The sequence below is a fragment of the Mycobacterium sp. NGS29 genome (assembly GCF_059812965.1).
In genome coordinates, this window is sequence record NZ_JCALDR010000007.1 from 179468 (window position 1) to 199021 (window position 19554).

The 19554-nt window shown below is 67.5% G+C and carries 18 protein-coding genes and 1 tRNA gene; 10 read left to right on the plus strand and 9 right to left on the minus strand.

Features of this window, described 5'->3' with window-relative positions; all coding sequences use genetic code 11:
- Positions 1-98: 98 nt before the first annotated feature.
- Both AC5Y5Z_RS12675 and AC5Y5Z_RS12680 read left to right on the plus strand, forming a co-directional pair.
- Entirely contained in the window at positions 99-1553 is a 1455-nt protein-coding gene (locus AC5Y5Z_RS12675; RefSeq protein WP_463827725.1) for an aldehyde dehydrogenase family protein, read from the plus strand.
- A gap of 30 nt (positions 1554-1583) precedes the next feature.
- Complete coding sequence (locus AC5Y5Z_RS12680) at positions 1584-2504, plus strand: HpcH/HpaI aldolase/citrate lyase family protein (RefSeq protein ID WP_463827726.1); 921 nt, start codon at positions 1584-1586, stop codon at positions 2502-2504.
- Positions 2505-2544: 40 nt separating this feature from the next.
- On the opposite strand, the gene AC5Y5Z_RS12685 is transcribed toward AC5Y5Z_RS12680, so the two are convergent.
- On the minus strand, positions 2545-3561 hold the full coding sequence (locus tag AC5Y5Z_RS12685; protein ID WP_499925477.1) for a phosphotransferase: 1017 nt from the start codon (positions 3559-3561) through the stop codon (positions 2545-2547).
- Between the two features lie 104 nt (positions 3562-3665).
- On the opposite strand from AC5Y5Z_RS12685, the gene AC5Y5Z_RS12690 reads away from it, so the two are divergent.
- On the plus strand, positions 3666-4247 hold the full coding sequence (locus tag AC5Y5Z_RS12690; protein WP_473139025.1) for a TetR/AcrR family transcriptional regulator: 582 nt from the start codon (positions 3666-3668) through the stop codon (positions 4245-4247).
- Here AC5Y5Z_RS12690 and AC5Y5Z_RS12695 read toward each other — a convergent pair.
- Genes AC5Y5Z_RS12695 through crcB (AC5Y5Z_RS12705) form a run of 3 tightly spaced genes read right to left on the minus strand, consistent with a single transcriptional unit; the run spans position 4241 to position 6095 of the window.
- Complete coding sequence (locus tag AC5Y5Z_RS12695) at positions 4241-5338, minus strand: DUF190 domain-containing protein (RefSeq protein ID WP_499925421.1); 1098 nt, start codon at positions 5336-5338, stop codon at positions 4241-4243. The genes AC5Y5Z_RS12690 and AC5Y5Z_RS12695 overlap by 7 nt on opposite strands.
- Positions 5335-5703: a fluoride efflux transporter CrcB gene (gene crcB, locus AC5Y5Z_RS12700; RefSeq protein ID WP_463827729.1), complete on the minus strand. Its 369-nt coding sequence runs from the start codon at positions 5701-5703 to the stop codon at positions 5335-5337. The genes AC5Y5Z_RS12695 and crcB (AC5Y5Z_RS12700) overlap by 4 nt, the downstream gene beginning before the upstream one ends.
- The gene (crcB, locus tag AC5Y5Z_RS12705) at positions 5700-6095 is read right to left on the minus strand and encodes a fluoride efflux transporter CrcB (RefSeq protein WP_463827730.1); all 396 of its coding nucleotides are present in this window, start codon (positions 6093-6095) and stop codon (positions 5700-5702) included. Before crcB (AC5Y5Z_RS12705) ends, crcB (AC5Y5Z_RS12700) begins: the two co-directional genes overlap by 4 nt.
- 79 nt (positions 6096-6174) lie before the next feature.
- On the opposite strand from crcB (AC5Y5Z_RS12705), the gene pgm reads away from it, so the two are divergent.
- The 4 genes from pgm (at position 6175) to AC5Y5Z_RS12725 (ending at position 10116) form a co-directional block, all read left to right on the plus strand.
- Positions 6175-7806: a phosphoglucomutase (alpha-D-glucose-1,6-bisphosphate-dependent) gene (pgm, locus tag AC5Y5Z_RS12710; protein ID WP_499925423.1), complete on the plus strand. Its 1632-nt coding sequence runs from the start codon at positions 6175-6177 to the stop codon at positions 7804-7806.
- An 86-nt stretch (positions 7807-7892) separates the two neighbouring features.
- Positions 7893-9062, plus strand: a complete 1170-nt coding sequence (locus AC5Y5Z_RS12715) for an MFS transporter (protein ID WP_463827799.1) — start codon at positions 7893-7895, stop codon at positions 9060-9062.
- A 55-nt stretch (positions 9063-9117) separates the two neighbouring features.
- Positions 9118-9190 (plus strand) — tRNA-Ala (locus AC5Y5Z_RS12720).
- Between the two features lie 179 nt (positions 9191-9369).
- A complete protein-coding gene (locus tag AC5Y5Z_RS12725; protein WP_463827736.1) occupies positions 9370-10116 on the plus strand; it encodes an adenosylcobinamide amidohydrolase in 747 nt (248 codons plus the stop codon).
- Positions 10117-10133: 17 nt separating this feature from the next.
- Here the strand turns inward: AC5Y5Z_RS12725 and AC5Y5Z_RS12730 are convergent, their stop codons facing one another.
- The 3 genes from AC5Y5Z_RS12730 to AC5Y5Z_RS12740 form a co-directional block, all read right to left on the minus strand.
- Entirely contained in the window at positions 10134-10943 is an 810-nt protein-coding gene (locus tag AC5Y5Z_RS12730; protein ID WP_499925425.1) for a DUF1906 domain-containing protein, read from the minus strand.
- Between the two features lie 142 nt (positions 10944-11085).
- The gene (locus tag AC5Y5Z_RS12735) at positions 11086-11736 is read right to left on the minus strand and encodes a DUF732 domain-containing protein (protein WP_473139020.1); all 651 of its coding nucleotides are present in this window, start codon (positions 11734-11736) and stop codon (positions 11086-11088) included.
- Positions 11737-12442: 706 nt separating this feature from the next.
- Complete coding sequence (locus AC5Y5Z_RS12740) at positions 12443-13219, minus strand: SDR family NAD(P)-dependent oxidoreductase (protein ID WP_473139019.1); 777 nt, start codon at positions 13217-13219, stop codon at positions 12443-12445.
- 264 nt (positions 13220-13483) lie between these two features.
- Here AC5Y5Z_RS12740 and AC5Y5Z_RS12745 point away from each other — a divergent pair, with 264 nt between their 5' ends.
- Positions 13484-14392, plus strand: coding sequence for a TerD family protein (locus AC5Y5Z_RS12745; RefSeq protein WP_499925427.1), 909 nt, complete (start codon positions 13484-13486; stop codon positions 14390-14392).
- Positions 14393-14396: 4 nt separating this feature from the next.
- On the opposite strand, the gene AC5Y5Z_RS12750 is transcribed toward AC5Y5Z_RS12745, so the two are convergent.
- Positions 14397-14864, minus strand: coding sequence for a nucleotide exchange factor GrpE (locus AC5Y5Z_RS12750; protein WP_499925428.1), 468 nt, complete (start codon positions 14862-14864; stop codon positions 14397-14399).
- 59 nt (positions 14865-14923) lie between these two features.
- Here AC5Y5Z_RS12750 and AC5Y5Z_RS12755 point away from each other — a divergent pair, with 59 nt between their 5' ends.
- Entirely contained in the window at positions 14924-16615 is a 1692-nt protein-coding gene (locus AC5Y5Z_RS12755; RefSeq protein WP_499925430.1) for an Hsp70 family protein, read from the plus strand.
- A 21-nt stretch (positions 16616-16636) separates the two neighbouring features.
- Positions 16637-18739 (plus strand): Ig-like domain repeat protein, encoded by a 2103-nt coding sequence (locus AC5Y5Z_RS12760; RefSeq protein WP_499925431.1) that lies wholly within the window; start codon positions 16637-16639, stop codon positions 18737-18739.
- Positions 18740-18756: 17 nt separating this feature from the next.
- On the opposite strand, the gene AC5Y5Z_RS12765 is transcribed toward AC5Y5Z_RS12760, so the two are convergent.
- Positions 18757-19503, minus strand: a complete 747-nt coding sequence (locus AC5Y5Z_RS12765; RefSeq protein WP_473139014.1) for an alpha/beta fold hydrolase — start codon at positions 19501-19503, stop codon at positions 18757-18759.
- Positions 19504-19554: the final 51 nt, after the last annotated feature.

The window sequence follows — 19554 nt, forward strand, 5'->3', positions numbered from 1 at the left end:
ATCCGTCGAAACGGGGGCGCGCGGGGCGGCGCCTTGACCCCACGCCACTGACGGTGCTAAGCAAGTGCTCAGCATTCGATGACGAAAGAGGATCGACGATGACCCTGCATGCGGTACTGGACGAAATCCGTGAACGCCCCGGCACCGGAGATGTCATCCCGGTCATCAATCCGGCGACCGAAGAACAGATCACTGAATTCACCGACTGCGGCGAGGAAGCCGTCAACAACGCCGTCGAGCGGGCCCGGGCAGCTTTCGACTCCGGGGTCTGGTCCCAGTTGCCGGGACGCGCACGGGCAAAAGTCATGTGGCGCATCGCCGATCTGATCGACGAGCATGCTGAGGAATTCGCGCAACTCGACTCGCTCAACACCGGCATGCCACTGATGCAGGCGCAGCTGCAGATGTCCACCTGTTCAGAATTCTTCCGCTACTACGCCGGTTGGTGTTCCAAGATCAACGGCGTCGCCTACGACGTCAAAACCGATGGCATCGCGACGGACGCCTTCGTCAACATGCACGCCTACACGCTCAAGGAGCCCTACGGCGTGGTCGGGCTCATCTTCCCGTGGAACGGTCCGATCTTCAACGCGTGTGCGAAGCTGGCGCCCGCGCTGGCCGCCGGCTGCAGCATGCTGGTCAAGCCCGCCGAGGAGACCCCGCTCTCGGCGCTGCTACTTGATCGGCTGATCCACGAGGCCGGCGTGCCCGACGGTGTGGTCAACCTACTGACCGGATATGGGCACACCGCGGGTGCGGCGATCACCGCGCACCCCGGCGTCGAGAAGGTGGCGTTCACCGGTTCGACCGAAGTGGGCAAGGAGATCGTCCGCGCGTCGGCGGGCAACCTCAAGAAGGTGACCCTCGAACTCGGCGGAAAGTCGCCCGTGCTGATTTTCGACGACGCCGACATGAGCAAGACCATTCTGATGGCGTCGCTGGGCATCTTCGTGCACTCCGGGCAGGGTTGCGTGTGCGGGTCACGGATCTTCGCGCAACGCGGCGTGTACGACCAGGTCGTGGAAGGCATCTCGATGATGGCCAACACGTTCAAGCTCGGCGCCCCCAGTGAGGAGGGCTGCGTCAGCGGCCCGCTGATCAGCCAGAAGCAGCTGACCCGGGTGATGGGCTTCATCGACGAAGGCAAGAACGACGGGGTCGACGTGGTGGCCGGGGGTTACCGTCTGGACCGCAAAGGCTACTTCGTGCATCCCACGGTGCTGACCAACGTCGACCCCGGGATGCGGCTGTACCAGCAGGAGATCTTCGGACCGGTGGTCAGCATCCTGCCGTTCGACGACGAAGACGAGGCCGTGGCCATGGCCAACGACACCACCTACGGCCTGGCCGCCACCGCCTGGACGGAGAACCTGGGGCGCGCACACCGGATCGTCAAGCGGCTGCAGGCGGGCAGCGTGCAGGTGAACTGCCAGCTGGTGTTCGACCACGATGTGCCCTTCGGTGGTCACAAGCAGTCCGGCTGGGGTCACGAGTTCGGCCGCGAGGGCATCGACATGTACATGAAGACGAAGTCGGTGTGGGCCCAGCTCTGACCGGATTGCGGTGTCGCTACGGTTGGGGACGTGTACGAACAGGGCAACACCGACACCACGACGGACCCCACCGACATCGGCTCACGCATCGATCCGGTGCTGGCACGCAGTTGGTTGCTGGTCAACGGCACACACGCTGATCGGTTCGAAGCCGCGGCGCGCTCCCGTGCCGACATCGTGGTCTTCGACATCGAGGACGCGGTCGCGCCCAAGGACAAGGTCAGCGCCCGCGACAACGTGGTGCGGTGGTTGTCCGCCGACAACAATGACTGGGTTCGGATCAACGGCTTCGGGACCCCTTGGTGGGCAGATGATTTGGCCCAGTTGGCCGGTACCCCGGTGGGCGGGGTGATGCTGGCGATGGTCGAATCGGTGGACCACGTCACCGAGACCGCGAAACGGCTGCCCAACGTGCCGATCGTGGCGCTGGTAGAAACAGCCCGAGGGCTGGAGCGCATCACCGAGATCGCCGCGGCCAAGGGCACTTTCCGGCTCGCCTTCGGCATCGGCGACTTTCGTCGCGACACCGGGTTCGGCGAAGACGCGTCCACGCTGGCTTATGCGCGGTCCCGGTTCACCATTGCGGCCAAGGCGGCCGGCCTGCCCAGCGCCATCGACGGCCCGACCATCGGGTCCAACCCGCTCAAGCTGATCGAGGCCAGCGCCGTGTCGGTCGAGTTCGGCATGACCGGCAAGATCTGTCTCTCGCCGGATCAGTGTGCTGTGGTGAACGAGGGATTGTCGCCATCTCAGGACGAAATCGGTTGGGCGAAGGAGTTTTTCGCTGAGTTCGAACGCGACGGGGGAGAGATCCGCAACGGGTCGGATCTGCCCCGCATCGCGCGGGCGACCAAGATTCTCGACCTGGCCCGGTCGTATGGCATCGAGGCGTCGACGTTCGAGGACGAGCAGGGGCATTCACCGGCACCGTCGGACACCTACCACTACTGACCGTTGCCGAGTTGGGCCTCGGCGCGCCGTGACGGCTTGATCACCCACTGATCTCACGCAGTGCGGCGGCGGTGTCCAGATCCGCATAGGCCGCTGAATACCGTTGTGCCAGTGCGATAGCGATGTCCGGTCGTTGCCACAGGTCACCGGCGGAGGCGGTGCACAACCAGATGGCCAGCCCGTGGGCCACTGAAGCGCGGTAGCGCAGCCAGACCTCGTCGCTGCTGGGCAACTCGGCGGCGGGCAGTCCGAGTGCGCCGCGATAGATCTCCAGCAATTCACGTTCGCTGTTGCGGCGATCCGCGACGGTCAGGGCACCCTGCAGGAAATAGCCCAGGTCCAGCGACCAGTTGCCGTGGCGGGCGACCTGCCAATCCAGGAAGCCCACCTCCCCGTCGGCCAGCAGATAAGTGTTGCCGATGTGCGGGTCGCCGTGCAGCAAGGTCTGCGGCGTGGTTGTGAGGGTGCGGATGTACGGCTTCCAGATGGATTCGATCAGCTGGTCGGCGTTGAGCGACAGCACCTCGGCGGGCGCGTCGTCGCCCAGGCGCGCCTGAGCTTCGTGCAGCGGCGCGTATTGCATTCCGTCCCAGGGCAAAAAGGGCTCGAGCCAGTCCAGTGCGGGGTACGCGGCCAGCCGGTGGCCCCAATATCTGCCGTGCATCCGGGCCAACCCCTGTACGCCGGAGGCGACCTGCTCGACCGACATGGGCCGGGTCGCGTCCCGCGGATCGGCGCCGCGCGCACTCAGATCCTCCATGATCAACACGAAGTCGTAGTCGTCCTTGTCGATCAAGGCGGTATAGACCTCGGGGTGCTCGAGTGGTAATTCGACGCCGCAGATGAAAAGCCGCGGCTCGTGGAACATGCCGCTGGTCATGCGGATCATCTCTTTGTGCGCGGGGTCGGCGGCTTTGGCGAACACCGTGGCCGGGCCGGCGCCGGCGGCGTAGGTCAGCGCCAGACGCGCGCGCCGGTTGGTCCCGTCGTCGCGGTCCGCAACGGTGACCGACTCCACGACGATGCCGGGGAACCGGCTGACCAGCGCCGCCGACATCCACCCTGCAGTGATGTCGTCCCACGTCTTGGGCACCGAGAGCGATGCGGTCACAGCGGATCCTTCCGTTGCCTTGGCGAAGATACGACACGTATCGTTTCCTTATGACGGTAACGCAACCAGGCCGCCCACGCGACAGGCAACTCGACCGCGCGATCCTGACCGCCGCACGTGACCTGCTGGCGGCGGGCAGCTACGCCGAACTGTCCATGGAAAGCGTTGCCGCCCATGCCGGGGTGGGGAAGAAGACCGTCTACCGGCGCTGGCCCTCCAAAGCGCCGCTGGTGGCCGAAGCGGTCCTGGAGGCGTATGGCGGGTCAGGCTCGTTTCCGGTCGCCGACACCGGTGACATCCGAGCCGATCTGCGTTCCTGGCTCAACGACCACGCGAACTTTCTGGCCGAGGCGCCCAACGGTGCGCTAATCCGAGCTCTGGTCGCGGCCGCGGCCGCGAACTCGTCCGACGGGGTCGCGCTGTATCAGCAGTTGAGCGCGCCGCAACACGAAGGACTGATGACGCGGCTTCGTCAAGGCATGCGCGACAAGCAAATTCGTGACGACGCGGATCTGGATGCCGTCGCCGACGCACTGATCGGCACGTTGCTACTGCACGCACTGAACCACGGAGCCAGTCCGACCCGGTTGGACGCACTGCTGGATGCGCTGCTGAACGGCATCGGTCAGTAGTCGTACTCCGCCAATGGTGTTCCGGTCCAGTTCTGCGTTCCGTCCAGAGCCATTGCCGCGGGAACCATCTCGCTGGTGACCAATCCGTGCCGGGTGGTCACCGTGTCGACGACGTCGAAGCTGCGCGCGATCGCCTCGGGTGTGTCCACGATGACAGTGGTCACTGGCACGCTGCGGACAAGCTGAAAAATCTTGTCTCCGTGAGGCTTATGGTTTCCCTGAAAGCCCCAGGTGCCACGCAGGACCGTGGCGCCACGCGCGGACTTGGACTGCAACAATCGGTGCACGATGGCGCGGTGGAGCGGTTGGCCGTCGTGCAGAGTTGCCTCGCCGGTGTGGACCATGAGTTTCTGCCACAGGGTGCGCCCCTGGTTGTCGGTCGGTGGCAACTCCTGGGGGCGGGCGAACATCTCGCCGTCGCGTTTGCACAGCCGGACCCGTTCCACGGTCAGCAGCGGGTTGGGTAACAGTTGCGCCAGTTCGGCCATCGCCGCGGACACCTGGGCCGGCAACCCCACCGCGATGATCATCTGCGGCACGTTGACGTTGCGCCCGAAGAACCGGGCTCGCTCGCGCTCACCGTGCACGGTGCCGTCGACGCCGAGAAACACTGTGGCACCGGCGAATCCTTGCCGATGCAGGAGTTCGCAAACGGCGAGGTGCGCCGGTCGGCCGGCCACCCGCACCTGGCGGCCGACGTATACGGTCAGCTTCGCGGCATCCCCGGTTCGGCTGTCGATGTCGGTGGCTGCGTCGGGTCCGCTGTCCTTGGTGACCAGGCGGGCACGTTCCAGCGTCACTAGTCCGCGGCCGGTGATCGCAGCGACCTCGTCGACCAGGGGACCGATCTTGGACGAAAAGTCAACGGCGGCGATCGTTACCGGCGGGTCTTCGGACAAGCTGAGCGAACGATCGCTGCGCAGTTCACCTTTCGAGCCGAAGCCGGAGATGCCGCGCATCATCACGCTGGTGGCGACGCCGCGAGAGCCGAACACATCCAACATGGCGTCGGCCAGGAACCGGCGCGGTGCGCCGACAGCGCGCTGCCGTTCGCCGAAATACGCGGTGAGTTTCAGGCTCTGCTCGCTCATATCAGGCCCGCGATCTGCTGGCCGAGCACGACTGCGGCCAGCCCGAGGAGCACGCTGACGGCGATGTTGGCGAACGACGCGAGCAACTGCCGTTCCTCGCTGAGCCGCTGAGTCTCGAGCATCCAGGTGGAAAACGTGGTGTAGGCGCCGACGAAGGCGGTTCCGGCCAGCAGCGCGGCGTCCTTGGACAGCGCCAGACCGCCCAGGAAGCCGAGCAACGCCGCGCCGGTCAGGTTCACCGTCAAAGTGCCGTAGGGGAACGGGCCGGGCGTTCGGCGCGCGACCGAACGGTCCACCAGGAAGCGGGCGACCGATCCGACACCGCCGATGAGCATGACGGCGAGCCAGAGCAGGACCGTCGTCATCGGAGCCGGACCCGGCGCACCAGGGCGGTAGCCAGGTAGACCGCCAGCAGTCCCAGCGTGATGCTGACGACGGTGTACGCGCCGGCCAGCGCCCAGTGTCCGTGCTCGATCATCCGGACCGTCTCGACCTGCATCGTGGAGAACGTGGTCAGTCCGCCGCACAGACCGGTGCCGAGCAGCGGGCGGCGATAACTGGACAGCGGCAACCGTTCCAGCAGTCGGGTGGTGAAGTAACCGACCAGGAAAGCGCCGACGATGTTGACCGCGAACGTCGGCCATGGCCAGCGCGCCGGATCGGGGACGGCAAGGGTGGCGAGGGCGGCGCGGGCCAGCGAGCCCAGCGCGCCGCCGGCGAAAATCGCTGCCAACTCCCGATAGTCGTGGCGTGCCACCGGTTGTTTCCCTCTCGTGTGCCAACTGTGCGCCTAGCAGCTTAGGGCGGTGCCGTGGCCTATGGGCAGAATTGTGACCATGGCCCACCCGCGAGCCGGTCGACCGGCGCAACCCGATGACCTCGTCGATCTGCCGCATCTGGTGACGGCGTATTACTCGGTGCAGCCCGATCCCGACGATGTGGCGCAACAGGTGGTGTTCGGTACCTCGGGCCATCGGGGCTCGGCATTGAACGGTGCGTTCAACGAGGCGCACATCCTGGCGACTACCCAGGCCATCGTGGAGTATCGGGCCGGGCAGGGCACGACCGGTCCGTTGTTCATCGGCCGTGACACACATGGCCTTTCGGAGCCCGCCTGGGTCACGGCGCTGGAGGTGCTGGCCGGCAACGACGTCCTGGCTGCCGTAGACAGCCGCGACCGCTACACCCCGACTCCGGCGATCAGTCACGCCATCTTGACCTACAACCGCGGACGCAAGGACGGGTTGGCTGACGGGATCGTGGTGACGCCGTCGCACAACCCGCCCTCGGACGGTGGCTTCAAGTACAACCCGCCCAATGGCGGCCCGGCCGACAGCGACGCGACTGGCGTGATTGCCAAGCGCGCCAACGAGATTCTGCGTGACGGGCTGTCGGCGGTGCGGCGGGTGCCGTTGGCGCGTGCATTGGGTTCGGCACAGCGACACGACTATCTGGCTGCCTACGTCGAAGATCTGCCGAACGTGGTGGACATCGAGGCGGTGCGCGCAGCGGGGGTGCGCATCGGCGCCGACCCGCTCGGCGGGGCCAGCGTGGACTACTGGGGCGAGATCGCATCGCGCTTCGATTTGGACCTGACCGTGGTCAACCCGCTGGTCGACGCAACCTGGCGGTTCATGACGCTGGATCACGACGGGAAGATCCGGATGGACTGCAGCTCACCGGATGCGATGGCCGGGCTGATCGCCAATCGGGACCACTACCAGATCGCCACCGGCAACGATGCCGACTCCGACCGGCACGGCATCGTCACCCCGGACGGGGGGCTGCTGAATCCGAACCATTACCTGGCGGTCGCGATCGACTACCTGTTCACGCACCGGCCCGGGTGGCCCGGCGAGGTGGGGGTCGGCAAGACCGCGGTGAGTTCGTCGATCATCGACCGGGTGGTGGCGGGCATCGGGCGTTCGCTGGTGGAGGTGCCGGTCGGATTCAAGTGGTTCGTCGACGGGCTGATCGGCGGCACCATCGGCTTCGGTGGAGAGGAGTCGGCGGGGGCGTCGTTCCTGCGGCGCGACGGAACGGTGTGGACCACCGACAAGGACGGCATCATTCTGGCGTTGCTGGCCTCGGAGATCTTGGCGGTAACCGGTCGGACCCCGTCGCAGCGGTACCGAGAGCTGGTGGGTTCGTACGGCGAGCCGTTTTATGCGCGAGTTGATGCGCCGGCCGACCGGGAGCAGAAGGCCCGGCTGTCGCGATTGTCTTCCGAGGAGGTGTCGGCGACCGAACTGGCGGGGGAGCCGATCGAAGCCAAGCTGACCGCCGCGCCGGGCAACGGTGCACCGCTGGGTGGGCTGAAGGTGGTCACCGCGAACGCCTGGTTTGCTGCGCGGCCCTCGGGCACCGAGGACGTCTACAAAATCTATGCCGAGTCGTTCCTGGGGCCCGAGCATTTGGCGGAGGTGCAGGAAACGGCTCGCGAGGTGGTCAATAAAGTCATTGGGTGACCAATACCCTGCGACTTGCGCGCCCGAGGGGTCGCGGGACTACCCCGCTGCCGCGCGAAGTCTGGCTTCTCAGCGGGGCGAACGTGGTGGTCGCGCTGGGCTACGGGGTCATCTCGCCGGTGATGCCTTCCTTTGCGCGCACATTCGGCGTCAGCATCGATGCGGTGACCTTTCTGGTCACCGTTTTCGCGTTGAGCCGCATGTTGTTTGCCCCGATGAGCGGTGCGCTGGTCCAGCGGTTGGGGGAGCGGCGCATCTATATCACCGGTGTGCTGATCGTGGCGGTCACCACCGCGGCATGCCCGTTTTCTCAAACTTATTGGCAGTTAACGGTTTTGCGTGCCCTCAGCGGTGTCGGCTCGACGATGTTCTTCGTCTCGGCGCTCGGCTTGCTGATTCACATCAGTCCTCCCGATGCGCGCGGGCGCGTCGCCGGGTTGTTCACCACATCCTTCATGGTGGGTGCGGTCGGCGGCCCGGCGGTGGGCGGTCTGGCCGCCGGTGGGGGACTAGCCGCGCCGTTCCTCGCCTACGGAGCCGCACTCCTGGTTGTCGTCGTGGTGTTGTTCTACAGCTTGCGGAACTCGGAGTTGACGGCTCCCGGGCTCCCGACGCGATCAACCGTGACGATGCGCCAAGCGCTGCGCGTCCGCGCGTACTGGACGTCGCTACTCGCCAACTTCGCGACAGGTTGGTCGGCGTTCGGGCTTCGGGTCGCGCTCGTCCCGTTGTTCGTCACCGACGTGATGGGCCGCAGCGTCGGGGTCATCGGTCTGGCGCTGGCGACATTTGCCGTCGGCAATGCGTTACCCGTCGTGCCCGTCGGCGACCTCTCTGATCGGATAGGGCGTCGTACGTTGCTGATCATCGGGCTGGCGGCGACCGGCGTGGCGACCGCCTGGCTGGGCTTTGCGACGTCGTTGCTGTGGTTTCTGGTCGCGGCGTTCGTAGGCGGAGTGACGACGGGCATCTACATGTCGCCGATGCAGGCCGCGGTCGCGGACATCCTCGGAAGTGAGGCACGTGCCGGCGCGCCGGTGGCGATGGTGCAGATGGTGTCGGATCTGGGTGCCATCGTCGGCGCCACCACCGTGGGATGGGTCGCCGGGCACGTGAGCTACGCATGGAGCTTCGCGATCAGTGGAATCGTGCTGCTGATCGCCGCTGTCGGGTGGTTGCTGGGGCCGGAGACGCGGCCGGCCGCGGATACCTCGACCGGGCTGGCGCAGGCGGTGTCGGGTGGTGGGTCAGCCTGACCAGCAACTTTGAACCACGGTTGCCGGTGGTGTAGCTTCGACTGGCACGACATTCGGGGCTATGGCGCAGCTGGTAGCGCACCACACTGGCAGTGTGGGGGTCAGGGGTTCGAGTCCCCTTAGCTCCACTCAGATACAAGCAGGTCACAGACCTACCGATGGGCCAGACAAGATCCGCGTCAAGACTCTCGTCAAAATGAAGCCGACCGGCGCGACTGGATCCCCAATCGATTCGTACTCATGCGCGTAGCACGAGGTTCGCTGGCACCCTGGTTTCGACACCCGGATATTAGGCCAGGATGAAGCTATGCATCCCAGGTTGACCGCACGCGTGGAACAGGCGCGTTCGCTGCCGGTACTTCTGTGGCAATTCGCCGAGCCTCGGCTGTGCGTGTCGTCGGGTCCGCTCGGCGGCGGCATCGCCGCCCGGAACTGGGTGCTCAACGCGACGGTCCCGTTCGATTACGACCGGACCGACCCGGATCGTCACCTGACGGAGATCGGTGCCGCGCTCCAGCTCGCCGGCACCGGTTGCGGGCTGCTCACCGCCGTCGACGTCTCCCGGTACCGGCTGGCCGAAGACACCGGCGTGGTTGCGACCGCGACAGTCGGGCTCTCGCACCCGACCTGGGCAGCAGCACCTGACCGGCACCTTCGCCGCGAATTGCCTTGCGGCGTAAGAACAGCCGAAGGTGGCGTGTTCGAGACCGTCGATTACCGACCGTTGCTAGCCGGCGACGAGTACCGGGTGGGCACCATCAACGTTGTGGTCGAGGTGCCGCAGCGGCTGTCCGAGGCAGCTCTGGTCAACGCGGTAACTACTGCGACGGAGGCGAAAGTGCAGGCGTTGTACGAGGCTGAAGTACAGGCCAGCGGAACCGCCTCGGACGCGATCGTCGTGCACTGCCCGACGGACGGAACTGCGGAGGCATACGGTGGGCCCCGCTCTGTGGTCGGCGCCCGGATCGCGCGAGCGGTGCACGCGGCAGTGCTCGCCGGCACCCGGTGCTGGATTTCAGATCCTGCCGGACGCAACTCCAACCCGTGGGGATGAACGACGTTGCCCCGCGCTCACGGATGCAGACTCCACTGCCCGCAATCCTGGGCGAGGACGTCGTTGACGTCGACTTCCTGCCCGCCGACGGTCGGGCCGGGATTCGACGCCGTGCTGACCACTCGTTGGTAGAGGACCGCGGCAGGATCGACTCGACTGCCCGACCACGCCTTGGTCTGCCAGGCCCACCGGTGGCCCGGCGTGCGCGAGTTGCCGATGACCCCGTCGGCGGCGGCCCACTGGCACACGTCAATGCCGCCGTAGACGCCGGTGCGCTGCACGCCCAGCACCGAATTGATACCGCGAAACCACTTCAGCGCTACGGTGTTCCAGGTGTCGCGGTTGATGTCCTCGTCGATGGTGAAGAAGATGGGCGCACTCTGGCCGCCGCCGGCCTCGGTGTGCAGCTTCCAGGCGGTGCGAGCGTCGGCGACACCACCGTCGAACCCACGCTTGAAATCCGACGGCGCTGTCCCGCCGGGCTTGCCGTACTGGTAATTGCTGACAATCATCAGCCCCGCAGCTTTCAGCTGTTCGGCGTAGGGCCGGGTGATCGGCTTGGCGCCGAAGGACGAACCGGGGCGCGACAGCGAGACGTAGTTGATGACGCCCGAATAGCCCGCTGCCCGAATGTGCTCCGCCGGAATCTGGTGCATGGCGAAGTCGATTAATTTGGGGGCGGCAGCCGCGGCCTCAGGGACGCCGCCATACGCCGAGACCGTGCAGATCCCCGGCAACACAGACATGGCAACGGCATAGCGCATCACTTCACGTCGGGATAATGAACGTGATTGTCGGAGGCATGAATTCACCGACGTGTCCTGCATCGCGCGACGTTAACAATCTGACTGCTGCGAAAAGAAGTAGCGTTTGCCAGCTGATACCGAATCGACGCCGTGTCGTGTGCGTAGCTACTCCACGCCGGCAAAATTGCAGCTCACAGGCGCGGTTGCGGAGCGAGCGGTTTTGTTACGGCGCGAGCGCGATGATGCCGGGTTCGACGGGCGGTAGCGGGGCCGCTCCGCCGGTACCGCCACCAGTGCCGCCGCCTCCGCCGCCGCCCCCTGGCGGAGGACCGACGACGGGGGGCGCCACCTTGCGTGCTGGAGGGGGAGCCGCCGCCTGTGGCGGCGTCAGGATCTGGATGTCGGGTCCACCTGGTACCGGCGGTGACGGGTTGTCCGGGTTGGTCTCTTTGATCCGCGAAGCAAGTACCACCCGGTGCGTCGCGTTGTTCCAGCCGGCAGGGACAGAACCTATCCTGCCGAGATTGTTGGGACAGTAGGCCTCTACTGCCGCAGCAAGGAACCGGCCTTCGGTACGCACGAGTCGGCCTCGCTCGGCACCCGGAGTGACGTTGTTCGCGTTGTCTACCAGTGCGTCCACCAGGGCATTTGCCGACACCCCAGCGTCAAGATTGCCGCAGATCTCGTGCGCCGTGGCGATCAGACTCGGCACGCCCGACAGGGCGGAAACACCTTTTTGATTCAGCAGGGCCAGGAACTGGTCGTCTTGGCTCGAGTCGGCAGATGCTGCACCGCCACCCAGAATTGCCGCTCCGCTCAGCGCCAGCATCGAAGTCAACACGGTTCCGGCAGAGACGGCGAGGCGGGTGAACATGACGAGGCTCCGTTTCTGCTACGCCCCCGGCAGATTGTGGGGTGGGACCTGTGGTTGCCCGTCGGCCGCTGCGGTGCGCCAGGAGTTCACGGGCAGTTTACCCGACGTTAACCGTTAAAATCACCATGCGTGAAAATTTGGCGAGTCGCCGGGTAGATGTCCCCGGCGATGGCCGGGCTCGACTCGCGTCGGCACTCTCTCACGGCCGGGCAGCGGTGGGGTTGCAGAAACAGCTGTGGGCTTCCGTGGGAAACGTCGCTGGCGCGTCGGATCGGAATTGAGCCGAAACTGCTTCGCGCGCACCATGTCTTGCCGTCATTGGAGCGCGCCGAAAGTCACCGGAAGCGTGGAACGGGTGCCCGTTCACTTCCAACTTCCCGTACGCGAACGGCTACTGACGTTGACCCGCAGGTGCGCCCGGACCGGCCGGAACACACGCAGCTCTTGGTCGCGAACGCGGATGGACGTTCGGGCTACGGCCGCGCCGCATGTTGACGGTTCGGCTTCTCGCAGCTATGGCTCTCCCGGGGAACGGAATCGCCGGGTCAGATATGAATCCAGCCCAGTCGATCGCCCCGTGGCGACGTTCGCGCGCGGTGCTTCGCCGAATGTCGTTCTGACGCAGAAGAATTCGTCGCTCTGACTGCCGTCGTCGACCGTGTACCGGTGCCCGCAGGCCAAGACTGTGCGGGCACCGGCCAAACGGCTACTTCGGTGGCATCCGGATGCCGCCGTCCACCCGCACGACTTCGGCGTTCATGTACGAATTGGTGAGCAACTCGACGACCATCGAGGCCAACTCGTCGGGTTTGCCGAGACGGTGCGGAAACAGCACCGACTCGCCGAGTTTGGCTTTGAATGCCTCCGAGGCTTCACCCTCGCCGTAGATCGGGGTGTCGATCAGGCCGGGGGCGACGGTATTGACGCGGACGCCGACCGCCGACAAGTCGCGCGCGACCGGCAGGGTCAGACCCACCACGCCGCCCTTGGACGAGCTGTAAGCGGCCTGACCGATCTGACCGTCGAACGCCGCGACACTGGTCATGTTGACGATGGCACCGCGTTCCCCGGTCTCGGTCGGTTCGTTCTTGCTCATTTGGGTCGCGGCGATCCGGATGCAGTCGAAGGTGCCGACCAGGTTGATGGCGATCACCTTCCGGTACGCATCCAGGTTGTGCGCCGAGGAGAATTCGCCGTCCTTGCCGATGGTGCGCTGGGCCCATCCGATACCCGCCGAGTTGACCAGGGCGCGCAGCGGACCGAGGTCCGCGGCGGTCTTGACCGCGTCGATGATCTGGTCAGTGTTTGTGACGTCGACGGTGACGAAGACACCACCGATTTCGTGGGCGAGAGCCTCGCCCTTGTCCGCCTGCAGGTCGGCAACCACGACCCGGGCACCCTTGGCGGCCAACTGACGCGCAGTCGCCGCTCCGATTCCTGACGCGCCACCGGTGACGATCGCGCTCGCTCCATTGATTTCCACGTCGTCACGGTATCGGGGACCGGGTGGCCGCCGAGCGGACCCCGGCCAAAATTCGTGCGGTGATCTCTGGGGCCATTCAAAGTGCCTGGTGTTCAATGCGATTGGCTACAGCGGGGCCAGCCCGACACCCGTCGTCGGTGATGCCGGGCGCTGGGACGGAACCGACCGGCGAATACCTGGCGGCTACGAAGTAGCCTCGGTTGAGGGGGACGGCCACCGGCACCCCCACGGCGTCCTGTGAGGTCGAAGAGGAGGGTCATCGGCATGCCCATCAATTACAACAAGCCGCCCAAGCAACCGGCGCAGTCGCAACAGCCGCCAGCTCAGCCGCCCCCGCCCCCTCCCGCGCCGCCCTATCAGCCACCACCCCCGCCTCCGGCGTACCCGCCACCACCGCCGCCTCCGCCATATCAGCAGCAACCGCCCTATCAGCCGCCCCCGCCGCCCTACCAGCAGCAGCCGTACCCGCCGGCGCCGCCGTATCCGCCGCAGCCCTACCAGCAGCAGCCGTACCAGCAGCAGCCGCCGGCGCCGCCGCAGGGCCCGCCGGTCAGTCTGTCGAAGGTGACGCTCACCAAACAGGCGCCGACAGTCTCGTTGAGCAAGGGGAGTGGCGGTTCGGGCGTCATCCGGGCAAACCTGAACTGGACCCAACGGCAAACCGGCGGCGGATTCTTCAAGCGGCTCGCCGCATCCGGCGGAGACATCGACCTCGACCTGGGCTGCCTGTTCGAGTTCGTCGATGGCGACAAGGGCGTCGTGCAGGCGCTCGGCAACCAGTTTCAGGTCAGCCCACTGTCCGGTGGACCAAAGATCATCTGGCTCTCCGGCGACGATCGGTCGGGGGCGAGTCAGGGCGGGGAAGACCTGTTCATCGACCTCTCGCGGGCGAACCACATCCGCCGGGTCCTCATCTTCGCCTACATCTACGAAGGCACCCCGAACTGGGCCGCCGCCAATGCGGTGGTGACCGTCTTCCCGCAGACCGGCCCGCAGATCGAGGTCCGGCTCGACGAGCACGATCCAGGCTCCCGGATGTGCGCCATCGCGATGCTGACGAACACCAACGGCGAGATCACGATCAACCGCGAAGTGCGCTACATCCGCGGCGGCCAGTCGTTGCTGGACCGCACCTACGGCTGGGGCATGGACTGGACACCGGGCCGGAAGTAACGACCTAGGCCCGGTGCCGGTACACCGCGACCCGGGCGGCCCGGACGGTGCGCCCGGTCGTCGTCACCCGCAGCCCCGGCGTGAGGAGCGCGGCGACCAGCCGGTCCTCAGCTGCCGAATGGGCGGGCCGGACCTCCGCCGCGTCCATGGTCGCGGGGTCGAAATCGGTCCCCGGCGCCGGCACCACGATTTCGCCGCCGCGGCCCGCGATGAGGCGCTCCAACGCCGCCGCCAGAGCCTCGAATCCGGCTCGCTCCCGGTTGCTGCGCGACGTCGCGGCGCAGGCGGTGGCATCGGAGTGCACCGCGTATAAGTCCACCAACAACGAAATGTCCGCCCCCGCAACGTCTTTGGCCTGGCGAGCGCGCGCATCCTCGGCGAGGTGGTCGATGCCGGCGGATTGCCGTCGCAGCGCGCGCGCCAGATCGTCGAGGCGCTCGACGATCGCGGTCTGTAGGTCATCCTCGGCCACGGGCATCGATAGTACGGAAGGCGTTCAGTCGCCCGACGGTCGTCGCTACGCTCACCAGAGTGACCATTCATGGGATTGACCTCGGGACAACGAGCTCGGCGATCGCCAGGACGGGTCGCGACGGATACCCGGAAGTCCTCAGCGGTTTCACCGGCGATCTGACGACACCCTCCGTGGTCCTGTTCACCAATCGCGACGAATACCTGGTCGGCGAGGGTGCGCGACGGCAGGCGCGGCTCGACCCGGAACGGGTGTGCACGCTGGTCAAGCGCCGCATGGGCGATGCCGAGTGGCGGTTCGTCGCGAACGGCAACGCGTGGTCGGCCCCGGCCGTGTCGGCCTTGATCCTGCGCAGCCTCACCGCCGACGCCGAATACGCCACCGGCGAGCCCGTGCTTAAGGCTGTCATCACCGTGCCCGCCTACTTCGGCGACGAGGAACGCCGCGCGACCGTGCTCGCCGGCACCCACGCCGGACTCGACGTGGCCGGCGTGCTCTCCGAGCCCATTGCCGCGGCGCTGTCCTACGGCTTCGGGCGCTTGGACGGCCAGCACAGCATGGCCAAGGAGGGTCACCGGGAAACGGTCCTGGTGTACGACCTGGGCGGGGGCACCTTCGACGCGACGGTCATTGAGCTCGCCGACCGCCGGATCACCGTCCTGGCGGTGGAGGGCGATCACCAGCTCGGCGGCGCCGACTGGGACGAGCGGCTGGCCCTGCATCTGTCCCGGCGGTTCTGCGCGGCCAACCCGCAGGCCGAAGATCCGCTGGACGACTCCGCCGGCGCCCAGGAATTGGTGATCGCGGCCGAGCGGGCCAAGCATGAACTCTCCGACCGTGACGTCACCCAGGTGATCGTCACCCACGACGGTGCCCGCGCGGTCATCGACATCACCCGCACCGAGCTGGAGGAGATGACCTCGACGCTGCTGCGCCGGACCTTAGACCTGACCCGCGACTGTCTGGCCGCCGCCCGTCGCCGCGGCGCAGACAGCGTTGACCGCATCCTGTTGGTCGGTGGTTCCTCGCGCATGCCTGCCGTCGCGACCGCACTGCACACCGACTTCGGGATGCGCCCCGAGCTCAACGATCCGGAACTCTCCGTCGTCCGCGGAGCCGCGCTCTACGGCGAGAAGCTCGAAATGGAACGCATGGTCGCCAACGATCTGATCACCCGTGGCCGGCTGGCGCCGGGCGCACTACCGGAGGACGCACGCCCCAGCGATCTCAACGACGCCTGCAGCAGGGTCGCCGACGCGTATGACCTGCCGCTGGCCCAGGTGCGCCGCGCGGTGCTGATCCGGGTCGACACCGTGGTCTCCCGCGGATTCGGCATCCTCTCGCTCGGGGAGCAGACGCTGTCGTTGCAGGCGACCTGGCTGGTACGCCGCAACGACCCACTGCCCATCTGCGTGCACCGCAGCTTCGGCACGGTCCGCGACGATCAGGACGCCATCAGGCTCGTCGTCGTCGAGCAGCAGGGCCAGGTGGCGTCGTCCCGACCGGAGGACGCGAAAGTGTTGATCTCAGGCATGATCGAGGGCATCCCACCGGGATTCGGCGAAGGCAGCGATGTCCGCATCACCTTTGCGATGGGCTTCGACGGAGTGTTGCAAGTGACGGCCCGGCACATCGAGGCGAACATGCCGCTGGTGCTGACCGCAGAAACCGGGGCGACCATGTCGGCCGCGGAGGTGGAGCGGGAACGGCAACAGGTCCAGCGTTCCCGACGGCGCGACGCCGGTCGGTGACGCTGTGACGACGGGATCCAGATGACTGCCGGGCTGCATCCGTTCGAACCGAACGCCTACCGCAAGCGGGTGCTCGCCGCGGTCGAGGCCCGGGGTGGCCCGCAGAACTCTGATCCCTTTGAGCTGTACGACATTCCGCTCGAGGACGTCGAAAGCCTCAGTGAGACAGATGTTTCCGAGCGGGTTACCGAGGTCTGGGCGTTCTGGCAGCGGCAGCGGGACCACCCCAAGTACCGGGTGCTGGTCGCCGCCCTGCTGGCCGCGCACGATGCCAACAGCGCCGCGCTGCTCGATCCGCGCGCCCGCGCCGAACTGGTCGCACGGGCCCACCGGCAACGTGCCGGACATGACGCCGCCCGCTACGAACTGTTCGACGCTGCGCTGGCCGCGCTCGCGGCCAGACACGGTGGCATACCGCACGAGAAGCTGGCCCAGCTCGAGCACGTCGGTCGCGACTCCGGCCTGACCGAGGCGGAGGTCGCGGCCCGGTTGCAGATGCACCGGGTGATCGGCGCGCCCGCGATGCCGGCCGGCGAGCTCGTGCCGGAGCATCGCCGTCGCCAGATCCGCGCACTGTTAGAAGAACTCGGCCGGATCTGGGAGTCCCCGCCGCCGGCGACGCTGTTTTCGTTGCTGGGCTGCGATCCGGACGCCGACGAGGCCGAGGTCGCGGCGCGGGGCGCTGCGTGGCGTGCCCGGGCCCGTGAGCTGCCGTCCGACCGGCTGCGCACCGTCATCGATGAGCTGCTCGTACACGTCGGCGACCTGCTGGAGGCCGGCCCCGCGCTACGCGAGGCATACCTGGACGGCCTGGCGACCGACTTGACGGACAAGCTGCGGCCCCGGGTCCGGGCGGCCGTGCTGGTGGAGGATCGGCTGACCGTCGACGACCACGCCCATCTGGTGGCCGAAGCCGTCGATCTTGGGCTGGATGCCGCCCGGGCGTCACGCGTATTGGTCGCTCTCGCAGCTGAATTCGGTGCGCCCGTCGACACCGCGGTACCTGCGTCGCAGCCGCCCCCACGCCACGAGCCGGTACCGCCGCCGCCCGCCAAGCCGGACTGGTCGGCACCGTTGCGGGCGGCGCGCAAGGCGCTTCGGGAAGGCCGGCCGGTGGCGGCGCAGCGGCTCGCCGAGGATGCCCGCCGGCGCGCGCTGCCGGAACGACAACCGTCGATCGCCGCGGTGGCCGACGAGATCGAATCGGTGCTCGCCGATGCGCGGCAGCGTTGGCGGGCGGCCTCGGCGGCGCTGCAGGCGCGCAGGTACGCCGACGCGGCCGACCAGTTGGAGCACCTGACCCGCGTCGCCGCCGACCTGGCCGACCCGAACGGCGCGGTCGACGCCCAGCCGGCGTTAGCCGCCGCACGCGCCGCGGTCGCCGAAGCGGACCGGATCGTCCAGGCCGCAGCCGCCGGCCCGCAGACCTCCCGTGCGGCGCAGTTGATGGCTGCGCTTGATGCCTGTCCCGGGCACCCGCGCGCGTTAGCGGCCCTGGCCGCGTTGCCGTTGGCCGGACCGGCCCGGGTCGCGGCGACCCGGGCGGCCGGCGGCGACGTGACGATCAGCTGGGACCGGTCGCCCGATGCCGGTGTCACCTACAAAGTCACCCGACTCGATCCCGACGGCGCGTGGCGCACGGTGGGCCGGACGGGCGCCGTCTCGATAACCGACGGCGGGGCTCCCGCGGGGCCGGGGACCCCGGTCTACGCCGTCGTCGCGCTGCACACCGGGCGGGCCTCGGCGGCGGTCCGCTCCGATGCCGGAACCAATCCGCCGCCCGCCAATCGGAACCGGACTGGACGTTCCCTGGTGCCGCCGCGTTCGCCCGTCCCGCCGCCGATGCCTACGGCAGGCCCGTTGCCCGCACCGCGGCAGGTACACGCACAGCGTGGCGCTGACGGCAGCGTGCGGGTTTCGTGGGTGCCCGCGGACAGCGCGGCCGACGTGGAATACCAGGTCGCCCGCCGTGCCGACGACGGCACCTGGCGAGTCCTCGGCCGCACCCGGGGCACGTCGATGGACGACGGCGGGGCGCCCGACGGACCGCTACCGCAATACGGCGTGATGGCGCGCGCCGGTGGTGTCGCCTCAGCGCGGGCGGTGTCGCCCGGCACGGCGTGACTGCGGCGCCGCACCGCTCACTGCAGCGAGTCCCAGAACTTCTCGAGGACGGCGGCCCCGCGCGCCGGATCCTGCAGCATCCACCAATGACCAAGGCCGTCAAGAACTTCCGTGCGGGCACCGGCCCGGTCGGCGGCACGCCGGCGGATGTCGGGGGAGCCGACGTAGGTGTCTTCGGTCGCCAGTATCGACAGTCCCGGGCGCGCCGCCGCGTGCTCCAGCGCCCGCCCCGCCTCGGCCGTCGCCGGCTGCGCCGCCGAACGGTAGAGCAACAGGATGGCCCGACCCATCTCCGGCCCCTGCGCCTGGGCCAGCGCGGTCGCGATGTCAGGGGTGATGCCGAGACCGGCCAGCAGGGCGGCACGTTCCTCGACGGTTCCGCTCATCATGGTGTCGACCAGTTCCTCGCCCTGCCCGGGTGTCTGCCACACCTGGGCCATGTCGTGCCAGACGTAGTCGGCGTCGAACACGCCGAGGATGTCGCTGGCCCAGCTGCGTACCAGCTCGGGTCGGTGCATCACCAGGTTCACGACGTGGCCGCCACCCCAGTCGTGACCGACCAGATCGATCGGCCCGTCGATGTTCTCCAGCTCACCCGCCAGCCAGTCGCGGTAAGCCAGGTACGTCGCCGGGAAATCGCCGGGCAGCGGTGCACCGAATCCTGGCGGGGACAGCAACACCACATCGTTGCGCCCGAGGACGTCGACCAGCGGCCCCCAGATCGCCGTTGTCTCCGGATTGCCATGGACCAAGACGACCGGCATGCTCTGCTCCTCGTGTGCGCGGGATCTGCTCTGACAGCCTGCTTTAGGCTA

What these genes read in the sequence shown, in the direction of transcription:
- AC5Y5Z_RS12675 (WP_463827725.1), top strand. Translation starts at nt 99, where the DNA reads ATGACCCTGCATGCGGTACTGGACGAAATCCGTGAACGCCCCGGCACC.
- AC5Y5Z_RS12685 (WP_499925477.1), bottom strand. Translation starts at nt 3,561, where the DNA reads ATGTCGGCGGCGCTGGTCAGCCGGTTCCCCGGCATCGTCGTGGAGTCG.
- AC5Y5Z_RS12690 (WP_473139025.1), top strand. Translation starts at nt 3,666, where the DNA reads ATGACGGTAACGCAACCAGGCCGCCCACGCGACAGGCAACTCGACCGC.
- AC5Y5Z_RS12695 (WP_499925421.1), bottom strand. Translation starts at nt 5,338, where the DNA reads ATGAGCGAGCAGAGCCTGAAACTCACCGCGTATTTCGGCGAACGGCAG.
- crcB (WP_463827729.1), bottom strand. Translation starts at nt 5,703, where the DNA reads ATGACGACGGTCCTGCTCTGGCTCGCCGTCATGCTCATCGGCGGTGTC.
- pgm (WP_499925423.1), top strand. Translation starts at nt 6,175, where the DNA reads ATGGCCCACCCGCGAGCCGGTCGACCGGCGCAACCCGATGACCTCGTC.
- AC5Y5Z_RS12725 (WP_463827736.1), top strand. Translation starts at nt 9,370, where the DNA reads ATGCATCCCAGGTTGACCGCACGCGTGGAACAGGCGCGTTCGCTGCCG.
- AC5Y5Z_RS12730 (WP_499925425.1), bottom strand. Translation starts at nt 10,943, where the DNA reads ATGCAGGACACGTCGGTGAATTCATGCCTCCGACAATCACGTTCATTA.
- AC5Y5Z_RS12735 (WP_473139020.1), bottom strand. Translation starts at nt 11,736, where the DNA reads ATGTTCACCCGCCTCGCCGTCTCTGCCGGAACCGTGTTGACTTCGATG.
- AC5Y5Z_RS12745 (WP_499925427.1), top strand. Translation starts at nt 13,484, where the DNA reads ATGCCCATCAATTACAACAAGCCGCCCAAGCAACCGGCGCAGTCGCAA.
- AC5Y5Z_RS12760 (WP_499925431.1), top strand. Translation starts at nt 16,637, where the DNA reads ATGACTGCCGGGCTGCATCCGTTCGAACCGAACGCCTACCGCAAGCGG.
- AC5Y5Z_RS12765 (WP_473139014.1), bottom strand. Translation starts at nt 19,503, where the DNA reads ATGCCGGTCGTCTTGGTCCATGGCAATCCGGAGACAACGGCGATCTGG.